Raw genomic sequence first — 22,795 nt, 5'->3', positions numbered from 1 at the left:
CCTCAGGCCACCCTGTATTGCTCGCCGTTGCGCGGCAAGGGCTGCGCCGAGGCCTCGTTCAGGACCTTGGCGATGAAGTCCGAGACTTCCAGCGGACGGCACAGCTCGTAGCCCTGCCCCACGTGGCAGCCCAGCTCGCGCAGCAAATAGATGTGTTCCGAGCGTTCGATGCCTTCCGCCACCACCCGCATGCCCAGCCGGCGGCCGAGATCCAGCGCGGTGATCACGACGGCGCGCGCCGCGGGCTCGGTGTGCATGCGCTGCACGAAAGAGCGGTCTATCTTGAATTCCGAGAACGGCAGGCGGGTCAGCCGTTCCAGCGTCGACGTGCCGGTGCCGAAATCGTCCATGCTGATGCCGAAGCCCCGCGCGCGCATCCATTCCAGGTCCGACGCGATGCGCTGAATGTCGTCGATGTCGACGTCTTCGGTCAGTTCGATCTTCAGGAGTTCGGCCGGGATGCCTTCGCGCCGCGCGCCGGCATCCAGGCGATACAGCAGCCCCGGGATCGCCAGGGTGGCGGCGGACGCGTTGATGGAGACCGGCAATGCGGCGTTCGCGCGCAGGAGGGTGTGCAGGACCTCATGGACGCGCGCCAGGACGAAATCGAACAGCGCGCACTTGCGGCCCAGGCGGCGCAGGGCGGGCAGGAACTCGGACGGCGGTATCTCGCCGAACCCGCCGTGCCGCCAGCGCGCCAGGGCCTCCGCGCCCACCATCCGGCCCGTCGTCAGGTCGTACTGCGGCTGCAGGACGATCCGGAACTCCTGGCCCGACTCGACCGACTGCCGCAAATTGTCTTCCGTGAAACGCGCGGGCGGGCAGGCGGCGCCCGCCGGCCTGGCCGGACGCCGAGTCGCCAGGCGTCCCAGCGCGCCGGCCAGGCTGTGCTTGTCCACCAGGCTGGCCACTTCGACCCCGACCCCGGCATCCCGCAGTTCGGACGCCTGCGCGTCCAGCGTTTGCGCGGGCAGATCGCTCAGCCAGATTACCGCGGGCACCTTGGCCAGGCGGTTCAGCGCATACAGGCGCAACAGGCGGACGGGAAGATTCAGGTGCTCGGACGCGTCTCCCGACACCTCGCAGACGATGACGTCCACCGCCTCGGCGGCGAGCTCCGCCTCGAGCTGGCCTCGCGTTTCCGACACGCGCAAGGAGTGCAGGTCGCCCTGGATCAGCAGGCCGCTCAGCATGTCGGTGGAACGGGTCAGCGGTCCCAAGGCCATGACATGAGGCGCGCCCGCGCCTGCCTGGTCGGATAGAGCGGCTGGAATATTCACGATGAGATCCTCGCTAGTCGCAATGGGGCGGGCCCGGCGGGAGCGGGCTGCGCGAATGCCGGCGTATGGCATTGCGCCGCCCGTATCGCCCGCGGACCGCAGGGCTGTCCGATGCGCCGATCGATGGCGACCGCCCTGGACTGGCATGTCTGCGCGTCCCGGAGCCTGGCTTTGCGATACAGATGAATGAACGGATTCAGTATCTGGCCCCGGCCATGCCCGGGCAATCAGACGGGTACTAAATGAACGCTTCGGCGCTATCTAGCGAGCGGTGGACGCGGAAAGGCCGGCACCGCGCCCTCGATCGGCTGGCGCGCGATGACCAGGCCGGTTTCGTAGGCGAAACAGAACAGGTCGACGTCGCGTTCGATGCCGAGCTTGCGCATGGCGCTGCTTTTCTGAGAGCTGACGGTCTGCTTGGTGCGGTTGAGCTGGCGCGCGATTTCGGAAATGGACGCGCCCGACACGTACAGGCGCACGACCTCGGCCTCGCGGGGCGACAAGGCGCGCGCCTGCCCGTCGCCGCCCCCGCCGCCCTCTCCCCGCAGCCGCGGGGAAAAGTAGGATGCGCCCGCGTAGACGGCATGCACCGCCGAGACCAGATGGCCGACCTCGTCCGCCTTGTTGAGGACGGAATGCACGCCGATCTTCCTCATCTCGGCCACGACCGCGAGGTTCTCGATGGCCGTGAGCACGACGATCTTCAGTTCCGGATAGCGGCGGCGGATGAACGAAAGCATGGCCATGCCGTCGCCGAATTCTCCGCCGGGCATGACGTAGTCGGTGATCAACACGTCGCAGTGGCAACGCGCCAGCAGGTCCAGCACCTCGGTGGAGTTCCTGGCGACCCCCGCGTTGCGCAGCGTATGGATGCTGGAAAGCTCATGCTTGATGCCGACGACCACCATGGGATGGTCATCGGCAATGATGAAGTTGATTTTCATGGTGCAGTCGGCTCCGGAACAGCCTTGGGCTGCAGAAGAGAAAACATGCACTGTACGTTTGGATCCGCCGGGCCAAATTCGTACTGGTTCGTTAATAACGCGACCGCGCTAGTACTAGTACGAAAGCGGGCCGCCTCAGCGCAACCGCGCTTCGTGCAGATCCAGCAGCCGCACCTGTTCGCGGGCCAGCGTGTCCGAAATGCGATGCGTCCGGGCCAGGCGGAACAAGGCCTGGCGCGACGCGGCGATCGCCTCCAGGCGCATCAGGCGCTCGATGCCGGCCTGCTTCTCCAGGTCCTCCGCCGAGGTTCCGTCCGGCACCTCCCCCGCCTGCCGGCGCAGGTCGGCGGCCAGGCTGTCGGCGGCGTCCGCGTACAGCCCCGTGTCTTCCGGATGCGCCGCGATCCGGCGCCGGGCATATTGCGCCACGCCATCCAGCGCGGCCTGCAACATCGCTTCCTGCGCCAGCGCCAGTTCCCGCCGCACCCGGCCGTTGGGCGGGAAATGCAGGCCGCGCAGCAGCCTCGGCAGGCTGGCGCTGGCCAGCAGCAGGGAATAGACGATGACCATCGCCGCCAGGGATATCGCCAGATCGCGCGCGGGAAACGGCGCGCCGTTGTCCAGGGCGAAGGGCAGCGTCATGACCCCCGCCAGGGTCACCGCGCCGCGCACGCCCGCCAGGGACATGGCCAGGATCACGCGCAGCCCGATCCGGACGGGCTCGCCGCCCCGGCGGCGGGCCGCCGCCGCGTTGACCTTCAGCGCGACGACGACCCACAACAGCCTGCACAGCACCAGTCCCAGGCTGATCGCCAGGCCGTACAGCGGCAGCCAGTAGATGGAATGCCCGCCGCTCTCCTGCGCGGCCCGCGACAGGTTTGCCAGGATGGTCGGGAATTGCTCTCCCAGCAGCACGAACATCATGCCGTTGAGCGTGAACTGCACCATGTTCCAGACCGCGTGGCGTTCCATCCGGGTGGCCGCCAGCGCCCCGCCGGACATTTCGGCGTAGCTCATGGCGATCCCCGCCGCGACGGCGGCCAGGATGCCGGACGCGCCGGCCTGCTCGGCGACGTAGTAGACGAAGAACGGGGTGACCAGGCTGAGCAGCACGTCCACGCCCGGCTCTTCGCCCAGGCGCCGCGAAACCAGGCGGCGCGCGCGCATCGCCAGCAAGGTCAGCCCGGCGCCGATCGCGATGCCGGCCGCGGACACCCAGACGAAGGACAGGGCCGCCTGCGTCAGGGAAAACGTGCCGGTGGCGGCGGCCACCACCGCGAACCGGAACGCCACCAGGCCGCTGGCGTCGTTGAACAGGGCCTCGCCTTCCAGTATCGCCATCATCCGCCGCGGAACGGCGACCTTGCGCGAGATGGCCTCCACCGCGACCGGATCGGTGGGCGATACGATGGCCGCGATGGCGAAGGCCACCGCCAGCGGCACCGCCGGGATCATCCAGTGGATCAGGTAGCCCACGCCGATCACGGTCACGAACACCAGCCCGAACGCCAGTTGCAGGATGGACGACGATTCGCGCATGACCGCCAGCTTCGACACCCGCCAGCCGTCCAGGAACAGCAGCGGCGGCAGGAACAGGAGAAAGAAGATGTCGGGCTCGATCAGCACCCCGCGCTGGAACACCGCGGCCACCAAGAAGCCCAGCCCGATCTGCACGAAGGGCAAGGGAACGGCCAGCGGCAGCAGGCGGACCAGCACGCCGCTCAGCAGGACGGCGACCAGCATGGCCATGACGACGGTGAAAGTCTCCAAGGGCGTTCCTCCCGAATCCGGAATCGAATGGCGGATCCTGGCAGCAAGGTACCCGCGCGCGAAGCGCGGCGCAACATCCGCCGCCAACAAAGAAAAAGCCCCTGATTTCTTGGCGAAATCAGGGGCTCGTGCATTCCTGGCGGACAGAGGGGGATTCGAACCCCCGATACGCTTTTGACGTATACACGCTTTCCAGGCGTGCGCCTTCAACCACTCGGCCACCTGTCCTAACTGCGTTTTTCGGCGTGTTTTTACCGCTGCGAAAAATGCGAATCCGCGATTCTAGCAGATTGCGCGCATCCGCGGCAAGGCCACATGAAAAAAAAGGGGACGCCTTGGCGTCCCCCTCTCGGCCCTGTTCGCCCACTAAGCGCTGGCGGGCGGGTCCTGTTCGCGGTAGGAGCTGACCGTGCCGTCCGGCTCGGTCTCTTCCAGGCGCACCCTGAACCCCCAGAGCCGCGCCAGGTGCTTCATGACCTGTTCGGCGTCTTCGCCGGCCAGCGGCCGGCCGCGGGTCTTCAGGTGGCGCAGCACCAGGGAGCGGTCGGAATCGCGGTTGAAGCGGACCACCTGGATGTCCGGCACCTGGTTGTCGCGGTTGTGCTGCGCGGCGAGCAGGCGCCGGATGTCGCGGTAGCCCTCGTCGTCGTGGATCGCGGCCACTTCCAGCTTCGGATTGGCCTGATGGTCCGAGATCGCGAAAAAGCGGAATTCCCGGATCAGGCGCGGCGACAGGTACTGCGAGATGAAGGACTCGTCCTTGAAGTTGCGCATGGCGAAGTCCAGGGTCTTCAGCCAGTCGCCGCCCGCGATGTCGGGGAACCAGCGGCGGTCCTCGGGCGTGGGCGCCTCGCAGATGCGGCGGATGTCCGACATCATGGCGAAGCCCAGCGCATACGGGTTGATGCCGCCGTAGCCGCGCTCGTCGAAGCCGCGCTGGCTGACCACATTGGTGTGGCTCTGCAGGAACTCCATCATGAAGCCGTCGTTCACCAGCCCCTTTTCATGCAGCCGGTTGAGGATGGTGTAGTGCCAGAACGTGGCCCAGCCCTCGTTCATGACCTTGGTCTGCGTCTGCGGGTAGAAGTACTGCGCGATCTTGCGGACGATGCGCACCAGTTCCTTCTGCCACGGCGCGAGCTTGGGCGAGTACTTCTCGATGAAGTACAGCAGATTCTCTTCAGGTTCGGGCGGGAACACCGAAGCCTCGACCCGCGTGTCCTTTTCGTCCTCGAGCCGCGGCAGGGTCCGCCACAGGTCGTTGTACTGCAGGCGGGCGTGCTCCGCGCGCTCGGCCTGGCGCGCGGCCTCTTCCTTGTAGGAAATCGGCGCGGGGCGCTTGTAGCGGTCCACCCCGTGGTGCGACAGCGCATGGCAGGAGTCGAGAAGCGCCTCGACGGCCTCGATACCGTAGCGGTCCTCGCAGGCCATGACGTACTTGCGCGCGAAGACCAGATAGTCCAGCACGCCGTCCGCGTCCGTCCATTGGCGGAACAGGTAATTGCCCTTGAAGAAGGAGTTGTGCCCGTAGCAGGCATGCGCAATCACCAGCGCCTGCATCGTCATGGAATTCTCTTCCATGAGGTACGAGATGCAAGGGTTGGAATTGATCACGATCTCGTAGGCCAGCCCCTGCATGCCGCGGCGGTAGAACTGCTCGTTGCGGATGAACTCCTTGCCGTACGACCAGTGGGGATACCCGATGGGCAGCCCGGCCGAGGCATAGGCGTCCAGCATCTGCTCCGAGGTGATCACCTCGATCTGGTTCGGATACGTGTCCAGGCCGTATTCCGCGGCGATCTTGGAAATCGCTTCGTCATAGGACTGGATCAGTTCGAACGTCCATTCGGAACCTTGGGAGATCGGCCGGGCGCTGCCGGCGGCCTCCGGCTCCACGAGAGCTCCGACGATGGTATTCATGCGGTCTCCTTTTTGAACAGATCATGGAACACAGGGAAGATTTCGCTGCGTTCGCAGATGCGCCGCATCACGAAGTGCGGCTCCAGTTTCTGTTCGTATTCCGCCCACAGGCTGCTCTTGCGCGCTTCCTGCGAATCGGGGACCTCGATATAGGCGAAGTAGCGGGTGGCGGGCAGCAGGTGCTCGGCCAGGAAGCGCGCGCTCTTGCCGGCGTCGGCGCCGAAAGAATCGCCGTCGCTGGCCTGCGCCGCGTAGACGTTCCAGGACCCCGGCGGATAGCGCTTTTCGAGGATCTCGCGCATCAGCTCCAGCGCGGACAGCACGATGGTGCCGCCGCTCTTGGGATCGTAGAAGAAGGTCTGCTCGTCCACTTCCTCGGCGTTGTCCGTGTGGCGGATGAAAACCAGGTCCACGTGTTCGTACTTGCGCGACAGGAACAAATACAGCAGCGAGAAGAACCGCTTGGCCAGGTCCTTCTTGCCTTCGTCCATGGAGCCCGACACGTCCATCAGGCAGAACATCACGGCGCGCGCCATGGGGATCGAGACCGACACCCGGTTGCGGTAGCGCAGGTCCAGGTCGTCCAGGAACGGCACGCGGGCCAGGCGCTCGCGGCAATCTTCGACCTCCTGCTCCAGCGCCCGGATCTCGTCGGCCGGGGCGCCCACTTCGCGCGCCTTGGCCAGGCGCTCTTCGGCATCTTCAAGGTCGGCCCGCGCCTTCACGCCGAGCGCGACGCGGCGCGCCAGCGACGACTTGAGCGTGCGGCTGATGCTCAGCATGCTGGGCGAGCCGGAAGTCGTGTAGCCGGCGCGCTGCCATTTCTTCTGGCTGACCTCGCCCAACTGGGTGCGCGCCATGTGCGGCAGCTCCAGGTCCTCGAAGAACAGGTTGAGGAATTCGGCCCGCGACAGGCTGAAGGTGAACTGGTCCACCGATTCGCCCTCGCCCGGCTCGGACCCGCCTTCCCCCTGCCCGCCCTGCGGCCGGTCGAAGGTGTCGCCCTTGGCAAACTCGCGGTTGCCGGGGTGCACCATCTCGCGGTCGCCGCCCTGGCCGTGGTGGAAGGTCGGCTCGGAGATGTCGCGGACGGGCAGGTTGATCTCGCCGCCCTGGTCCATGTCCTGGATGGAACGGTCGCGGATCATCCCGTGGACCGCCTTGCGGATCTGGTCCTTGTAACGCCGGAGAAAACGCTCCCGGTTGACGGCGCTTTTATTGCGCCCGTTGAGACGGCGATCGATCAGTGAATTCATGATTCACCTCGCTCAGGAAGACTTCCTCACACGGAGGTACCACTCGCACAGCAGCCTGACCTGCTTTTCCGTGTAGCCCTTTTCGACCATGCGATCCACGAAGCTCTGGTGTTTCGACTTGTCCTCGGCCGAGGCCTTGGCATTGAACGAAATCACCGGCAGCAGGTCTTCCGTGTTCGAGAACATCTTCTTCTCGATCACTTCGCGCAGCTTTTCATAGCTGGTCCAGGTGGGGTTGCGGCCATTGTTGTTGGCGCGCGCCCGCAGCACGAAGTTGACGATCTCGTTGCGGAAGTCCTTGGGATTCGCGATGCCCGCGGGCTTTTCGATCTTTTCCAGTTCATCATTGAGCGCGCTGCGGTCGAAGCTTTCGCCGGTTTCCGGGTCGCGGAATTCCTCGTCCTGGATCCAGCAGTCGGCGAACGTCACGTAGCGGTCGAAAATGTTCTGGCCGTATTCGGAGTAGGACTCCAGGTAGGCGGTCTGGATTTCCTTGCCGATGAATTCCGCATAGCGCGGCGCCAGGTAGCCCTTGATGAATTCAAGATAGCGCCGGCGGATTTCCTCGGGGTAGTCCTCGCGGCCGATGCGCTGCTCGAGCACGTACATCAGGTGCACCGGATTGGCCGCCACTTCCGTCTGGTCGTAGTTGAAGACGCTGGACAGGATCTTGTACGCGAAACGCGTCGACACGCCCGTCATGCCTTCGTCGGTGCCGGCGTAATCCTTGTACTCCTGCAGGGCCTTGGCCTTCGGGTCCACGTCCTTCAGGCTTTCGCCGTCGTAGACTCGCAGCTTCGAATAGATGCTGGAATTCTCGGGTTCCTTCAGGCGCGTCAGGACCGAGAATTGCGCCATCATGTCCAGCGTTCCCGGCGCGCACGGCGCGGCCGACAGCGAACTGTGGTGCAGCAGCTTCTCGTAGATGCGGACCTCTTCCGAGACCTGCAGGCAGTAAGGCACCTTGACGATGTAGATCCGGTCGAGGAACGCCTCGTTGTGCTTGTTGTTGCGGAAGGTCTGCCATTCCGACTCGTTCGAGTGGGCGAGGATCATGCCGTTGAACGGGATCGCGGAGAAGCCTTCGGTGCCCTTGAAGTTGCCTTCCTGGGTGGCCGTCAGCAAGGGGTGCAGCATCTTGATCGGGGCCTTGAACATTTCCACGAATTCGAGCAGCCCCTGGTTCGCCAGGCACAGCCCGCCGGAATAGCTGTAGGCGTCCGGATCGTCCTGCGAATGGCGGTCGAGTTTGCGGATGTCCACCTTGCCGACCAGCGAGGAGATGTCCTGGTTGTTTTCGTCGCCCGGCTCGGTCTTGGCGATGGCGGTCTGGCGCAGCACGGACGGATTCAGGCGCACGACGCGGAACTGCGAGATATCGCCGTCGAATTCCTTCAGACGCTTCACGGCCCACGGCGACATGATGCCGGTCAGGTAGCGCCGCGGAATGCCGTATTCCTTTTCGAGCGTGTCGCCGAACCGTTCCGGATGGAACAGGCCCAGGGGCGATTCATTCACCGGCGAACCCTTCAGGGCGTAGATGGGATAAGCCTCCATCAAGGCCTTGAGCCGTTCCGCGATGGACGACTTGCCGCCGCCCACGGGGCCCAGCAGATAAAGGATTTGCTTGCGCTCTTCCAGCCCTTGCGCGGCATGCTTGAAGAACGCGACGATCTGCCCGATCACGTCCTCCATGCCGTAGAACTCCTGGAACGCCGGATAGCGCCGGATGGTCCGGTTGGAAAACAAACGGGAAAGACGTGGGTCGTTGCGCGTATCCACGATCTCAGGTTCGCCGATCGCGGCCAGCATGCGCTCAGCCGGGCTGGCGTACGCCATGGGATCGCGTTTGGCGAGGCTCAGATATTCCTCGAGGGAGAGTTCTGATTCCTGCTCTCTTGCATACTGCGACTTGAAGCCTTCGACGATGTTTTGCACGGAAACCTCCTACAACACGCGAAAAATCCAATACGTCCCTACGTGTCCCCATTGTGCCTCAGCGCTTGCGCATTACTAGACAATCTCGCGATAAGCATCATCGGCCGGAAGGTATGTTGCTTTCGCCACACATCAACCATGAGCACGATCGGGCCCTTTCCGTTTAGGCTGCACCCTCGAGACACAAGTTCCGTCAGGGAATGCAACTTACGTGAATAAGTTCGCTCGTTCGCCCTCAGCATATCGCTGTATGCGCGCGCGGTTGATGCGGCCGCACATGAAATGCTCAGCAATGATTTGAAGGGAAGAGCGATATCCCGGGATTCTTATGATGCGGGTGTAAACCCGATGCGCCCGCTATGCGATGGCAGCGGACGGTCTGAACGGCGCGTGGCGTCTTCGTTCAGCAGCGTGCCGGTCCGGTCGTGAAAAAGCGCCGATAACGCGGCACGGGAATCCGTGGTGACGAGGGCGCGTGGCGCTGAGCGGGTTAATCCTTCAGGGCGTATCGCCAAGTCATGTGTCTATGCTATAGCCAATTGACGGTTTTGTGGCAATTCATTTGGCGCGCCGCTGAAAATAGTCGTGGCGCGCATGGCCGCGCATGCGCGCGAAGTGCTCTCGAATTTGATGCCATCGCGCCGGCGCAATCGCTCCCAGGCCTTGAATCGCGGCGTTTCGCGCGCTTGGCAGCCGCAAGCGCAGAGTGCTAGTACCCCTTGCGCCAATACGGTTTACCGAGGTCAGGACAGCGCAGGCAGTTCGACCCGCCGCATCAGTTCGCGCCACGTATCGGCGACTCTGGCGCGCACGCGCAGGTCCGCGCCCACCCGCTCGGCGTCGATGAATTCGTAGCGCCGGGCGCCTTCCAGGTGTTCCAGCATCGGCAAGCGCACCATGCCCGCCGCATCGCCCAGCAGCACCGGCGCCAGATACAGCAGCAGTTCGTCCACGCAGCCGGCGGAAACCAGCGCGCCGCTCAAGCCGGCGCCGGCCTCCACGTGCACTTCATTGACGTGTTCCTGGGCCAGCCAGCGCATCATCGCGGGCAGGTCCACCCGGCCCGGCGCCTCGCTTGGCAACACCACGACGCGGGCGTTCCTGGCCTTCAGGCGTTCGGCCTTGGCCGCATCCTCGCGGGCGGTGAAAAGAATGACTTCCGCGCCGTCGAACAGCCTGGCGTGCTCGGGAATCTCGAAACGGCCGTCCACGACGGCCTTGCGCGGCTGGCGGGGCGTGTCCACGCCCCTCGCGTTGAGCTGCGGATCGTCTTTCAGGACGGTGCCCATGCCGGTCAGGACCACGCAACTGCGCGCCCGCCAGCGGTGCCCGTCGGCGCGGGCGTCGGCGCCCGTGATCCATTGCGATACGCCGTTATGCAGCGCGCTGCGCCCATCCAGCGACGCGGCCATCTTCATCCACACCCATGGCAGGCCGCGGCTCATGCGGGAAATGAAGCCGGCGTTGACGGCCAGCGCCTCTTCCCGGCAGACGCCGGTGGCCACCGCGATGCCGGCGTCGCGAAGCCGCGCCAGCCCCTGCCCGTTGACCAGCGGATTCGGATCGCCCAGCGCCACCACCACCCGCGCCGGGCGCGCCGCCAGCACGGCGTCCACGCAAGGCGGCGTGCGGCCGAAATGGCTGCACGGCTCCAGGGTCACGTAAAGCGTGGCGCCCGCCACCGATTCGCCGCGCGCCTGGGCGTCGCGCAGGGCGCAGACTTCGGCATGCGGGCCGCCCGGCGGCTGGGTCGCCCCTTCGCCCAGCACGCGCCCGTCGCGCACGATGACGCAGCCGACCCGGGGGTTGGGCGCGGTGGAGTACATGACGGTCTGCGCCAGCGCCAGGGCGCGTCGCATCCAGAACAGGTCGTCGGTGTCGCTCGGGATCATCATGCTGGGATTGTATGTCGCCGCGGCCGCCGGCGCGCCGGCACGGCACTGTCACCAAATGTCCGTTTCGGGCCGATAGGCGTCTTCCGCGATGCTCGCGAACGCCCGGGATTGCAGTAAAAATAGAACTACACCCTTCTTATTCCCGTGCCAGGAGCCCGGTCCCATGAAACAAGCGCTGATCGTCATCGACGTACAAGAATCTTTCCGGCACCGTCCGTTTTGGGATGAAACCGAGTATCCGGCCTTCGTGCAGCAGATCCAATCGCTGATCGATGCGGCCGCCGCCCAGGACATTCCGGTGCTCCAGGTGTTCCACACCAGCACCTCCAGCGACCCCGCCAACCCCTTCTCGCTGGCCTCGGGCCACGTCCGGACGCTGAAGGAACTGCGCGTCGCCCCCGCGGCCGTGTTCCACAAGACCGTGCATTCGTCGCTCTACGCCAAGGACGCCGGCGGCGCCAGCCTGCAGGATTGGCTGCGCGAACACGGTATCGAAGGCGTCATCGTCTGCGGCATCCGCACCGAACAGTGCTGCGAGACCACGTCGCGCCATGCCAGCGACGCCGGCTTCAAGGTGGTGTTCCCCACCGACGCCACCCTGACGTTCGCCATGCAAAGCCCGTCCGGCAAGCACTACACGCCGGCCGAGATCCGCGACCGCACCGAACTGGTCCTGCAGGGGCGCTTCGCCCGCATCGCGCGCGCCGCCGATGCGCTGACGGCCTAGCCGGCCGCGGAAGCCCCCATGGTTCCGGTGTATTTCGTGCTGTCGCAGGGCATCGTCCTGCTGGACGTGGCCGGCCCGGCGGAGGCCTTCCGGGTGGCCAACAAGCTGTGTCCCGGGACGTTCGAACAGCATTTCTGCGGCCCGTCCCGAGAAGTCGAAAGCGGCATTCCCGGGCTGCACCTGGCGCACGTCAAGGCGCTGCCGGCGGCGGTGCCGCCGGAAGCCCTGGTCATCATCTCGGGCATCGTGGGCAAGCCGACTCGCCTGGAAGACCCCGGCGCCCGGGCCATCATCGACTGGCTGGCCGTCCGGCACCCGGCGGACGGCTTCACGCTGATGACCGTCTGCGCGGGCGCGCTGTTCGCCGCGGCCGCCGGCCTGACCCGGCAGCGCGAATGCACGACGCACCACACCTGCCTGGAACAGTTGGCCAGCATCGACCCCAGCGCGCGCCTGCACGACAACCGCATCTTCGTCGAGGACGGCAAGCTGGTCAGCAGCGCGGGGATCACGGCGGGCATCGACCTGGCGCTGCACATGGTGTCGCGCCATTGCGGGCCGCGCGTGGCCAGCGAGGTGGCGCGCGACATGGTGGTCTACCAACGGCGCGCCGGCACGGATTCCACGCTGTCGCCCTGGCTGGACCACCGCAGCCACCTGCATCCGGGCGTGCACCGGGTGCAGGATGCGGTCATCCGCGATCCGGCCGCGCCCTGGTCGGCGCAATCGCTGGCGGACCATGCGCATACCAGCGCCCGCCACCTGACCCGGCTGTTCCGCGAGCACGCGGGATGCACGCCGATGGACTATCTCTATCAGATACGCGTCGCGCTGGCGCGCGACTTGCTGCGCGAGACCCGGCTGGACCTGGAGCGCGTGGCGGAGAAGTCGGGTTTCGGGTCGGCGCAGCACATGCGGCGCGTCTGGCGCAAGTTCCAGCCGCTCACGCCCAGCGTGGCGCGCGCGGCCGCCCCGCGCTGACGGCGCCCACGCGGCGCGGGCTAGTTTTCCTTGCGCAGCTTCCCGGGCAGCAGCGGGCCCTGCATCTCGCGGATGGCCTCGACGAATTCGCCGATGTCCTCGAAGCTCTTGTAGACCGACGCGAAACGCACGTACGCCACCTTGTCGAGCTTGCGCAGTTCGTTCATGACGAGTTCGCCGATGTGCTCGGTCGGCACTTCCCGCAGCCCGCTGGCCAGCAGTTGCTCTTCGATGCGGGCGACCGCCGCGTCCACGTCTTCGGTGCTGACGGGCCGCTTGCGCAGCGCCAGGCTCAGGCTCGCGCGCAGCTTGCCGGGATCGTAGTCGCTGCGGCTGCCGTTGCGCTTCACGACGGAAGGCATGGCAAGCTCCACCCGCTCGTAGGTGGTGAATCGCTTGTCACAGGACAGGCAGCGGCGGCGGCGGCGGATGGCGTCGCCCTCTTCCGAGACCCGGCTGTCGACGACCTGCGTTTCGGCATGGCCGCAAAATGGACACCGCATGTGTGATCCCTAAAGACACTGGTGGCAATAGTTAAGCATATTGTAACGATGCGCCGGGCTGCCAGCGCCAATACGGGCTAATCCCGGCCCCCCGGGGCCCGAAAAGCAAAGGGACGGCGCCTTGCGGGGCCGTCCCTTTGCGTGGGACCCGAACGCGGGCGCGGGGCCCGCGGGCGGGTCGTGGGCTTACTTCTTGCCGTAGACCGGCAGGCGCGAGGTCAGTTCATTGACGCGGGCGCGCACGGCGGCGATGTTCGCTTCGTCGCGCGGGTTGTCCAGCACGTCGGCGATCAGGTTGGCGGTCAGTTCGGCTTCCGCTTCCTTGAAGCCGCGGGTGGTCATGGCCGGCGTGCCCAGGCGGATGCCGCTGGTCACGAAGGGCTTTTCCGGGTCGTTCGGGATGGCGTTCTTGTTGACCGTGATGTGGGCCTGGCCCAGCACGGCTTCCGCTTCCTTGCCCGTGATGCCCTTGGAACGCAGGTCCACCAGCATGACGTGGCTTTCGGTGCGGCCCGAGACGATGCGCAGGCCGCGCTTGACCAGCGTGTCGGCCAGCACCTTGGCGTTCTTGACCACTTGCTGCGCGTAGTCCTTGAATTCGGGCTCCAGCGCTTCCTTGAAGGCAACCGCCTTGCCGGCGATGACGTGCATCAGCGGACCGCCCTGGATGCCGGGGAAGATGGCCGAGTTGACGATTTTTTCGTGCTCGGCCTTCATCATGATGACGCCGCCGCGCGGGCCGCGCAGCGACTTGTGCGTCGTCGAGGTGACGAAGTCGGCGTGGGGCACCGGGTTGGGATAGGCGCCGCCGGCGACCAGGCCCGCGTAGTGGGCGATGTCGACCATGAACAGCGCGCCGTTTTCACGGGCGATGCGGGCCATGCGCTCGAAATCGATGTGCAGGGCGTAGGCGGAGGCGCCCGCCACGATCAGCTTGGGCTTGTGTTCGCGGGCCAGTTGCTCGACCTGCGCGTAGTTCAGGACCTCGTTTTCGTCCAGGCCGTACGAGATGAAGTTGTACAGCTTGCCCGACGCGTTGACCGACGCGCCGTGCGTCAGGTGGCCGCCTTCGGCCAGGCTCATGCCCAGCACGGTGTCGCCCGGCTTCAGGACGGCCATGTACACGCCCTGGTTGGCCTGCGAGCCCGAGTTGGGCTGCACGTTGGCGGCCTCGGCGCCGAAGATCTGCTTCAGGCGGTCGATGGCCAGTTGCTCGACCACGTCCACGTACTCGCAACCACCGTAGTAGCGCTTGCCCGGATAGCCTTCGGCGTACTTGTTCGTGAGCTGCGTGCCCTGGGCTTCCATGACGGCCGGGCTGGCATAGTTCTCCGAAGCGATCAGCTCGATGTGCTGCTCTTGGCGAACGTCTTCCTTCTGGATGGCGGCCCAAACGTCCGGGTCAGCCTTGGACAGGGTGAGGTTGCGGTCAAACATGACGGGGGGTTCCTGAGACGGTAAGAAAGGAGAAAACGGCGCCGGGTGGGTAAACCCGGAGAATGCCGGATAGTTTACCGCGTCGGGCCCGATCGATTGCCGCCAAAATGCCTTCAATCCCGGCAAAATCGCCTCGACGGGCGCGAAAACCACGCCATCGTCCCGCGCCCGGAAACCCCTCTCAACCCGACTTGAGGAACTTTCATGCAAAGAAAAAGGGGCCGCATGGCGACCCCCGATTGGCGGCGCGGCCGCGTCAGGCGGACGTGGCGCCGATCTGCTTGGGCGCGAGCTTCGGGTTGAGCGTATAGGTGCCCGTCAGGGACGCCTTGGCCAGCACATGCTTCTGCAAGGCCCGCAACGCGTCTTCGCCGGTGAAGGAACCTTGCAGGTTCAGGCTGTGCACGTCCAGGGCGTACAGCGTGAACACGTACCTGTGCACCAGCGAGTCGTTCCAGGGCGGGCACGGGCCGTCGTAGCCGAAATAGTCCCCGCTCATGTCGTGGTCGTTCGCGAACCACGAGGAATAGGAGTTGATGCCCTGGCGGGCGTCCATAGGCGCCAGGGGGCCGCCCTTGCCGCGCGGCGTGATGCCGTTGGAGAAGGCGCCTTCCTCGATCTCGCGCATGTCGGCGGCCAGGTCCACCAGCACCCAATGGAAAAAGTCCACGCGCGGCAGATCGGCCGGCACTTCGCGGCCTTCCTGGTTGACGTCGTCGGGACTGGAGGGCACGTCGGGATCGTGGCAGATGAGGGCAAACGACTGCGTGCCCGCCGGGACGTCGTCCCAGGAAAACTGCGGGTTGAAGTTGTCTGCCAGCGCGACGTGCGATTGCGCATCGATCCTGCCGAACGCGTAGCGCTCGGGAATCGACTCGTGATCGGAAAATGACAAACTCGAAAGTTCCATGTCGTGCTCCTAGATGTGCCGCAAAGGCCCCACTGCCCCTGTCCGTACCCTCAGCGTATCAAAAAAGCCCCCACGCGGCACGCCGCGCGCTTGCTGCCCCAAAAGGGGGCTTTTTTGCCGCCGGGCCGTCCCAGGCAAGAACTCCGCGATCAGGGGTTCAAGTTAACACGCGCGAACTTGCGCTTGCCCACCTGAACGACGTAAGTCCCCGCCGGCAATTGCAACGATTTGTCTTCCACACGGTCCCCGTTTACGCGGACGCCGCCCTGTTCCACGTTGCGTTGCGCTTCCGATCCGGAAGCGACCAGGCCGGCTTCGCGCAGCAGCTTCAGGATGCCCACGGGCGCGCCGCCGATGTTCACTTCGGGGATGTCTTCGGGAATGGCGCCGTCGCGGAAACGGGCCTCGAACGCGGCCAGCGCGTCCTCCGCCGCCTTGGCGGAATGGAAGCGGGTAACGATTTCCTGGGCCAGCATGACCTTGGCGTCGCGCGGATTGCGGCCGCCGTCGATTTCCTGCTTGAGCGCGGCGATGTCTTCCAGCGACCGGAACGACAGCAGCTCGAAGTAGCGCCACATCAGCGTGTCGGAAATCGACATGAGCTTGCCGAACATCGAATCGGGCGACTCCGAAATGCCGATGTAGTTGCCCTTGGACTTGGACATCTTCTCTACGCCGTCCGTCCCGACCAGCAAGGGCATCGTCAGGATGCACTGCGGCTCCTGGCCATATTCTTTTTGCAGCTCGCGGCCGACCAGCAGATTGAACTTCTGATCGGTGCCCCCCAGCTCCAGATCGGACTTCAGCGCCACCGAGTCGTAGCCCTGCATCAGCGGATACAGGAATTCGTGCACCGAGATCGGGATGCCGCTCTTGAAGCGCTTGGTGAAGTCCTCGCGCTCCATCATGCGCGCCACCGTGTAGCGCGACGCCAACTGGATCATGCCGCGCGCGCCCAGCGGGTCGCACCACTCGGAGTTGTAGCGGATCTCGGTGCGGGCGGGATCCAGCACCAGGCTGGCCTGGGCGTAATAGGTCTTGGCGTTGGCCTCGATCTGCTCGCGGGTCAGCGGCGGACGCGTGTTATTGCGGCCGCTGGGGTCGCCGATGGTGGAGGTGAAATCGCCGATCAGGAAGATGACGTTGTGGCCCATGTCCTGCAACTGGCGCATCTTGTTCAGCACCACCGTGTGGCCCAGGTGGATGTCCGGCGCGGTCGGGTCCAGCCCCAGCTTGATGCGCAGCGGCACGCCGGTGGCGCGGCTCTTGGCCAGCTTGCGGGCGAACTCGGACTCGACCAGGAGTTCGTCGCAACCGCGCTTGGCTATACGCAGATCGGCTTCGACTTCAGGGGTGATAGGGGCTTCTGTGGATGACATGGCAGGGGGACCGACGCGGCTTCAGCCGACAAAAAGGTGTAAAAAGTGACGAAAACTATCGAAAATTCTAGCCGAATCGGCTAGGATACCGCCCTAATCATACGCAATTGCCTGGTATACGCAGTTGCGGTCGCTCTACCATCCGTTGTTCACAAGATGCGCCTCGCGCCAGCCCTTGCCCCCGGAAACCGTGGCGCGCGAGGGCTTGTTCGCATTGCGCACCCTGCGAGCTCCTGCCACCTGAGAGGGTCTCTTCACGATGAATCGTGGCCTCCACGAACTGGCGAGTAGCATCAAGCGCAAAGTTGCTGCCCTGTTTGCGCCCGCAGAACCCAAGCCCCAGCGCTCGGGACTTTTCCGCCGCACTCTTCTCGTCACCGCACTCGGTCTGTTCGCAGGCGCCGCCGCTCTCGGCATGGTGCAGCAACCCGACCGCAGCGAACTCCCCCCTTCGCGCATCATCCGCAGCGTCCTGCCGCTGAGCGCCGAGCAAGTCGAAGTCAGCGCCCCCAGCGCCGCCCCCTACATCAGCGAGACCCGCATCCGGCCCGGCGACACCCTGTCCGCCGTGCTGCAGCGCCTGGAACTCGACGCGCCCAATCTGCAAACCTTCCTGACCCACGACGCCAGCGCCCGCAGCATCTACAAGCTGTACCCGGGCCGCTCCGTGCAGGCCGCGACCGACGAGGAAGGCAAGCTGATCTGGCTGCGCTACATCCATACCCCCGGCAACGAGACCGATGGCCAAGTGGTGACGCGCATGCTGCACGTCGCGCCGTCGGGCGACAGCTACAAGGCCGAGGAAGTCGCCGAAAACACCGAACGCCAGACCCGCGTCGCCGTGGGCACGATCCGCTCGTCGCTGTTCGGCGCCACCGACGCCGCCGGCATCCCGGATTCGGTCACCATGCAGATGGCCGACATCCTCAGCGCCAAGATCGACTTCCTGCGCGACCTGCGCCAGGGCGACCAGTTCCGCGTGGTCTACGAAGTGCGTTCGCACGACGGGCGCTACGCCGGCGCGGGCCGCGTGCTGGCGCTGGAATTCATCAACGACGGCAAGACCTACAACGCCGTCTGGTTCAGCCCCGACGAAAAGAGCGGTTCGTACTACGACTTCGACGGCACCAGCCTGCGCGGCGCGTTCCTGCGCACCGCCCTGAAGTTCAGCCGCATCAGCTCCACGTTCGGGATGCGCATGCACCCCATCCACAAGACCTGGACGGGGCACAAGGGCGTGGACTACGCCGCGCCTTCCGGCACGCCGATCCACTCCACCGCCGACGGCACGGTCGAATTCTCCGGCTGGCAGAATGGCTACGGCAACGTGGTCATCGTGAAGCACCACGGCAAGTACTCGACGCTGTACGCCCACCAGAGCCGCATCGCCGAAGGCGTCACCAAGGGCGCGAAGATCTCGCAAGGCCAGTTGCTGGGCTACGTGGGCTCCACCGGCTGGGCGACCGGCCCGCACCTGCACTATGAATTCCGCGTGGACAACCAGCCGATCGACCCGCTGTCGGTGGACCTGCCGGTCGCGCGCAGCCTGGAGCCCGCCGAAGTGCGCGCCTTCAACCAGGCCGTTGCGCCCTACAAGCAGCAGATCCAGCTACTGACCCAGTTCCAGCAGACCCTGCCCGACGCGCTGACGAACGTGGCCAGCCGCTAGGCGGCCCACCCGGCAGAACGTCCCCGAAGGCGGCCCCGCAAGATTCACTGCGCGGCCGCTTTTTCTTTTTTCGAGAGGCGCCCGTGACTTCCGCCCTGCCCGTGCAAAGCCAGGATTCCAAGCTCTACATCGGCTTGATGTCGGGCACCAGCGTAGACGGCGTGGACGGCGTGCTGGCGCGCCTGGGCGGCGGCCAGCCGCCGCGGGTGCTCGCCAGCGCCAGCCTCCCCATGCCCGCGAACCTGCGCCAGGAACTGCTGGCGCTGAACCTGTCCGGCGAGGACGAACTGGCCCGCGGCGCGCTGGCCGCCAATGCGCTGGCCCGCCTGTACGCGCAGGCCGTGGCCGCGCTGCTGCGCGACGCCGGCGTCGCGGCGCGGGACGTGGCCGCCATCGGCGCGCACGGCCAGACGGTCAGGCACCGTCCCGACAGCGGCTACACCCTGCAGCTCAATGCGCCCGCCCTGCTGGCGGAATTGTCGAACATCGACGTGGTGGCCGACTTCCGCAGCCGGGACGTGGCCGCGGGCGGCCAGGGCGCCCCCCTGGTGCCGCCCTTTCACGCGGCCGTCTTCGGCGCGCCCCAGGGCCGCGCGGTGCTCAACCTGGGCGGCATCGCGAATGTGACGCTGCTGGAGCCGGGCCAGCCCCCGCGGGGCTTCGACACCGGCCCCGCCAACGTCTTCCTGGACGGCTGGTGCCAGCGCCACCTGGGAACGCCCTTCGACGCCGACGGCCGCTGGGCCGCCAGCGGACAGGTGCTGGCGCCGCTGCTGGAACAATTGATCGCCGGCGAGCCGTGGTTCGCCCTGCCGCCGCCCAAATCCACCGGCCGCGACCTCTTCAACATGCAGTGGCTGGATTCCCGGCTGGCCGCGTACGACGGGCCCGCGCCGGCTCCGCAGGACGTGCAGGCCACGCTGCAGCGCCTGACCGCCCGGACCGTGGCCAACGCCATCGACGCGGCCGCGGCCGGCACGCGGGAAGTGTTCGTATGCGGCGGCGGCGCGCGCAATCCCGGCCTGATGCGCGAGCTGGCGTACTGCCTGCAGCGCCCCGTGCGCGCCACCGACGCGCTGGGCGTGCCGGCGCAGGAAGTCGAGGCCCTGGCCTTCGCCTGGCTGGCGCAGGCGTTCATGGCGCGCCGGCCGGCGGGGCTGCCGGCCGTTACCGGCGCGCGCGGGCCCCGCATCCTGGGCGCGCTCTATCCCGCCTAGGGTCTTTTATCCGCGCCCAATGCAAAAAGCCCTTCGGCACGTGCCGAAGGGCCCTTCTGACTGCCCGGCCGGCGGCTTACACCGAGAACGAGGAGCCGCAGCCGCAGGTGGTGCTGGCGTTGGGATTGCGGATGACGAACTGCGCGCCTTCCAGGTCTTCCTTGTAGTCGATTTCCGCGCCGACCAAGTACTGGAAGCTCATCGGATCGACGAGCAGTTGCACGCCGGCCTTGTCCAGCACGGTGTCGTCTTCGTTCACGACTTCGTCGAAAGTAAAGCCGTACTGGAAGCCCGAACAGCCGCCGCCCTGCACGAAGACGCGCAGCTTGAGTTCAGGATTGCCTTCTTCGGCCAACAGATCCTTCACCTTGGCCGCGGCCGAGTCGGTAAAGACCAGGGGGGCAGGCGGGGCGGCCTGCAGGTCGACGGTTTCGGTCACTGCATTCATGGTTCACTCCTGGCCGGTTCGGCCATATTTCGATGAGCGGCCTCGCCGCTCGTATGGTGTCACTATAGCGCAGGGTTTGCGCAGACTCAAAGTTCCAGCTTGACACTGCGGGAAGCACGGACCGTTTCTCCCTCCAGGACGCTGACGGTCACGCTTTCGGGGACAAATCCCTCGGGCACGGCCAGCATCCCCTGGCTGCGCTGGTACTGGTCGAACTGCAGGGCCAGCGACGCCGCCGCGGTGTTCTCGCCGGTGACGGCCACCGGGCCGGATTCGGCCTTGACCTGCATGGGGGCCAGATCCACCGTCACCGTTTCGCCCTTCAGGGTCCCCGTGGCCTGGAACCGCAAGGCGCCCGCGAACGGCGAACCGCCGTTGCGGCCGCTGCGCATCAGCAGGACCTTGTAGCGCAGGCCGGCTCCGCTGCGGTCGATCTCCACGCCGCGGATGTCCACCGACCCCTCGGGCCCGGGGGGCAGCAGTTGTTCATAGAACGCCAACTGGTCGCGCACCCTGCCGACCTCGGCCTGGGCGGCGCGCAACTGGGTTTCCAGTTCCTGGCGCGCCGAACGCTCGATGACGAGTTCGCCGTCGGCGGTATCGAGCTGCCCCTGCGTATAGCGCAGTTGGGTGGCCTGCTGGCGCGCGGCCTCTTCCTGGGCCTCGGCCTGCCGGACGCTGATGACGACCGCGTCCTGCGGCCGGTAAAGCTGGCGGGCATAGAAATAGCCCGCGGAGCCGCCCAGCAGCACCCCGGCCAGCAGGCCCGCGGCCACGCGCGCCAGCCCGCCGGCAAGGCGGGGCTGGGGCGTTGGGAGAGGGTCGGCTGGCATGGAGGGACGGCGGCCCGCGGCCGGCGGCCGCAAGCCCGGATACATCAGGGCAGGATGGCGACCTGGTCCAGGCCCGTGGATTCGGGGATGCCGAACATCAGGTTCATGTTCTGGACGGCCTGGCCGGCGGCGCCCTTGACCAGGTTGTCCTGCACCACCATCACGATCAGTTGGTCGCCATTGCCGGGGCGGCTGAGCGCGATGCGCAGATTGTTCGAGGCGCGCACCGAACGCGTTTCCGGCAGGCTGCCGGCGGGCATCACGTCCACGAACGGCTCATCCGCGTAGCGCTGTTCGAACAGCGCCTGGAAGTCGGTGTCGCGGGCTTCGGGCAGGATGCGCGCGTAGATCGTGGAGAACATGCCGCGGATCATCGGCACCAGGTGGGGCACGAAGGTCAGGCCCACCGTGCCGCCCGCGATCTTCTCGAGCTGGGCGACGATTTCGGGATGGTGGCGGTGCCCCGCGACGCCATACGCCTTGAAATTGTCGGACGCTTCGGAGAACAGCGAACCCACTTCCGCCTTGCGGCCCGCGCCCGACACGCCCGACTTGCAGTCGGCGATCAGGGTCTGGGCATCGACCAGCTTCTTGCCACCTTCGAGCAGCGGGGCCAGCCCCAGCAGCACGGTGGTCGGGTAGCAGCCGGGATTGCCGATGACGCGCGCCTTGGAGATGGCTTCGCGGTTCAGCTCCACCAGGCCGTACTGCGATTCGGCCAGGATGTCCGGGCAGGTGTGGGGAATCTTGTACCAGCGTTCAAACGTCGGGATGTCCTGCAGGCGGAAATCCGCGGCCAGGTCGATGACGCGGGTGCCCGCGGCGATCAGTTCCTGCGCCTGGGCCATGGCCACGCCGTGGGGCGTCGCGAAGAACACCACGTCGCAATCGGTCAGCGTGGCCTTTTCCGGCGCGGAGAAGGCGAGCTTCACGCGGCCGCGCAGGTTCGGGTACATGTCGGCCACCGGCAGCCCGTCTTCCTTGCGGGACGTGATGGCGGTCAACTCCACGTTGGGATGCTGCGACAGCAAGCGCAGCAGCTCGACGCCGGTATAACCGGTGCCGCCGACGATACCAACCTTGATGCGGGTGTTCGATGCTTGGGCCATGATGTGTGCTCTTCGTAGAACGAGGATCGATTGTATCGCTCGGGAAATCGGGTGTTGCGGCAGAGCGCCCGAAATGGCACCGCAACCCTTCTTTCCGACCGGAGGGAATACGCGGAGTTCCGCGCGGAAAATAGGCGTGCACGAAAAAAAAGCCCGCCGAAGCGGGCTTTTTTGCAAGACATTAACGCTTGCTGAACTGCTTGCGCCGACGTGCCTTGCGGAAGCCGACCTTCTTGCGTTCGACTTCGCGGGCATCGCGGGTCACGAAGCCGGCTTGCGACAGCGCGGGCTTCAGGGTCGCGTCGTAGTCGATCAGGGCACGCGTGATGCCGTGACGGACTGCGCCGGCCTGGCCGGTTTCGCCGCCGCCGTGCACGTTGACCTTGATGTCGAACGATTCCAGGTGGCCGGTCAGTTCCAGCGGCTGGCGCACGATCATGCGGCCGGTTTCGCGGGCGAAGAACTCGTCGACGGGCTTGCCGTTGACGACGATCTTACCCGTGCCCTTCTTGATGAAAACGCGAGCCACCGAGGTTTTGCGACGGCCGGTTCCGTAATTCCAGTTACCGATCATGGCGT

The 22,795-nt window shown here is 66.0% G+C and carries 19 protein-coding genes and 1 tRNA gene; 4 read left to right on the top strand and 16 right to left on the bottom strand.

From position 1 onward, the window contains the following. Positions 1-2 precede the first annotated feature (2 nt). The 8 genes from WHX56_RS08280 to ribD all read right to left on the bottom strand — a co-directional run bounded on the left by WHX56_RS08280 (position 3) and on the right by ribD (position 11,003). On the bottom strand, positions 3-1,280 hold the full coding sequence (locus WHX56_RS08280) for an EAL domain-containing protein (protein WP_338880964.1): 1,278 nt from the start codon (positions 1,278-1,280) through the stop codon (positions 3-5). A gap of 257 nt (positions 1,281-1,537) precedes the next feature. Continuing rightward, positions 1,538-2,224, bottom strand: coding sequence for a response regulator transcription factor (locus WHX56_RS08275; protein WP_338880963.1), 687 nt, complete (start codon positions 2,222-2,224; stop codon positions 1,538-1,540). A gap of 135 nt (positions 2,225-2,359) precedes the next feature. Next, positions 2,360-3,994, bottom strand: coding sequence for a Na+/H+ antiporter (locus WHX56_RS08270; protein ID WP_338880962.1), 1,635 nt, complete (start codon positions 3,992-3,994; stop codon positions 2,360-2,362). A 137-nt stretch (positions 3,995-4,131) separates the two neighbouring features. Beyond that, positions 4,132-4,222 (bottom strand) — tRNA-Ser (locus WHX56_RS08265). 138 nt (positions 4,223-4,360) lie between these two features. Then, positions 4,361-5,914 carry a SpoVR family protein gene (locus WHX56_RS08260; RefSeq protein WP_129244142.1) on the bottom strand — a complete coding sequence of 518 codons (1,554 nt, stop codon included), beginning with the start codon at positions 5,912-5,914 and terminating at the stop codon, positions 4,361-4,363. Beyond that, positions 5,911-7,170, bottom strand: a complete 1,260-nt coding sequence (locus WHX56_RS08255) for a YeaH/YhbH family protein (protein ID WP_287751402.1) — start codon at positions 7,168-7,170, stop codon at positions 5,911-5,913. The genes WHX56_RS08260 and WHX56_RS08255 overlap by 4 nt, the downstream gene beginning before the upstream one ends. 12 nt (positions 7,171-7,182) lie before the next feature. Next, complete coding sequence (locus tag WHX56_RS08250) at positions 7,183-9,099, bottom strand: PrkA family serine protein kinase (RefSeq protein ID WP_422393656.1); 1,917 nt, start codon at positions 9,097-9,099, stop codon at positions 7,183-7,185. A 752-nt stretch (positions 9,100-9,851) separates the two neighbouring features. Then, positions 9,852-11,003, bottom strand: a complete 1,152-nt coding sequence (gene ribD / locus WHX56_RS08245; RefSeq protein ID WP_338880961.1) for a bifunctional diaminohydroxyphosphoribosylaminopyrimidine deaminase/5-amino-6-(5-phosphoribosylamino)uracil reductase RibD — start codon at positions 11,001-11,003, stop codon at positions 9,852-9,854. 163 nt (positions 11,004-11,166) lie between these two features. On the opposite strand from ribD, the gene WHX56_RS08240 reads away from it, so the two are divergent. Continuing rightward, positions 11,167-11,730, top strand: coding sequence for a cysteine hydrolase family protein (locus WHX56_RS08240; protein WP_129244151.1), 564 nt, complete (start codon positions 11,167-11,169; stop codon positions 11,728-11,730). 18 nt (positions 11,731-11,748) lie between these two features. Continuing rightward, a complete protein-coding gene (locus WHX56_RS08235) occupies positions 11,749-12,711 on the top strand; it encodes a GlxA family transcriptional regulator (RefSeq protein ID WP_129244154.1) in 963 nt (320 codons plus the stop codon). A gap of 20 nt (positions 12,712-12,731) precedes the next feature. On the opposite strand, the gene nrdR is transcribed toward WHX56_RS08235, so the two are convergent. From nrdR to tyrS, 4 genes are all read right to left on the bottom strand, one after another. Then, positions 12,732-13,214, bottom strand: coding sequence for a transcriptional regulator NrdR (nrdR, locus tag WHX56_RS08230; protein ID WP_129244157.1), 483 nt, complete (start codon positions 13,212-13,214; stop codon positions 12,732-12,734). A 186-nt stretch (positions 13,215-13,400) separates the two neighbouring features. Further along, on the bottom strand, positions 13,401-14,651 hold the full coding sequence (glyA, locus tag WHX56_RS08225; protein ID WP_062681166.1) for a serine hydroxymethyltransferase: 1,251 nt from the start codon (positions 14,649-14,651) through the stop codon (positions 13,401-13,403). 256 nt (positions 14,652-14,907) lie between these two features. Then, positions 14,908-15,561 (bottom strand): YbhB/YbcL family Raf kinase inhibitor-like protein, encoded by a 654-nt coding sequence (locus WHX56_RS08220; RefSeq protein WP_129244163.1) that lies wholly within the window; start codon positions 15,559-15,561, stop codon positions 14,908-14,910. A gap of 149 nt (positions 15,562-15,710) precedes the next feature. Continuing rightward, a complete protein-coding gene (tyrS, locus tag WHX56_RS08215; protein WP_129244166.1) occupies positions 15,711-16,940 on the bottom strand; it encodes a tyrosine--tRNA ligase in 1,230 nt (409 codons plus the stop codon). Between the two features lie 259 nt (positions 16,941-17,199). Here tyrS and WHX56_RS08210 point away from each other — a divergent pair, with 259 nt between their 5' ends. Beyond that, positions 17,200-18,609, top strand: a complete 1,410-nt coding sequence (locus WHX56_RS08210; protein ID WP_338880960.1) for a M23 family metallopeptidase — start codon at positions 17,200-17,202, stop codon at positions 18,607-18,609. Positions 18,610-18,692: 83 nt separating this feature from the next. Next, entirely contained in the window at positions 18,693-19,826 is a 1,134-nt protein-coding gene (locus tag WHX56_RS08205; protein ID WP_338880959.1) for an anhydro-N-acetylmuramic acid kinase, read from the top strand. A gap of 76 nt (positions 19,827-19,902) precedes the next feature. On the opposite strand, the gene erpA is transcribed toward WHX56_RS08205, so the two are convergent. The 4 genes from erpA to rpsI form a co-directional block, all read right to left on the bottom strand. Beyond that, complete coding sequence (erpA, locus tag WHX56_RS08200; RefSeq protein ID WP_006388644.1) at positions 19,903-20,274, bottom strand: iron-sulfur cluster insertion protein ErpA; 372 nt, start codon at positions 20,272-20,274, stop codon at positions 19,903-19,905. Positions 20,275-20,360: 86 nt separating this feature from the next. Continuing rightward, on the bottom strand, positions 20,361-21,107 hold the full coding sequence (locus WHX56_RS08195; protein WP_338880958.1) for a DUF6776 family protein: 747 nt from the start codon (positions 21,105-21,107) through the stop codon (positions 20,361-20,363). Between the two features lie 44 nt (positions 21,108-21,151). Beyond that, on the bottom strand, positions 21,152-22,216 hold the full coding sequence (gene argC / locus WHX56_RS08190; RefSeq protein WP_129244175.1) for an N-acetyl-gamma-glutamyl-phosphate reductase: 1,065 nt from the start codon (positions 22,214-22,216) through the stop codon (positions 21,152-21,154). Between the two features lie 181 nt (positions 22,217-22,397). Then, on the bottom strand, positions 22,398-22,790 hold the full coding sequence (rpsI, locus tag WHX56_RS08185; RefSeq protein ID WP_006226692.1) for a 30S ribosomal protein S9: 393 nt from the start codon (positions 22,788-22,790) through the stop codon (positions 22,398-22,400). Positions 22,791-22,795 lie beyond the last annotated feature (5 nt).

Source organism: Achromobacter veterisilvae, from assembly GCF_037619525.1.
Classification (GTDB): domain Bacteria; phylum Pseudomonadota; class Gammaproteobacteria; order Burkholderiales; family Burkholderiaceae_B; genus Achromobacter; species Achromobacter veterisilvae.
This window is presented reverse-complemented; position numbering and strand designations above follow the sequence as displayed.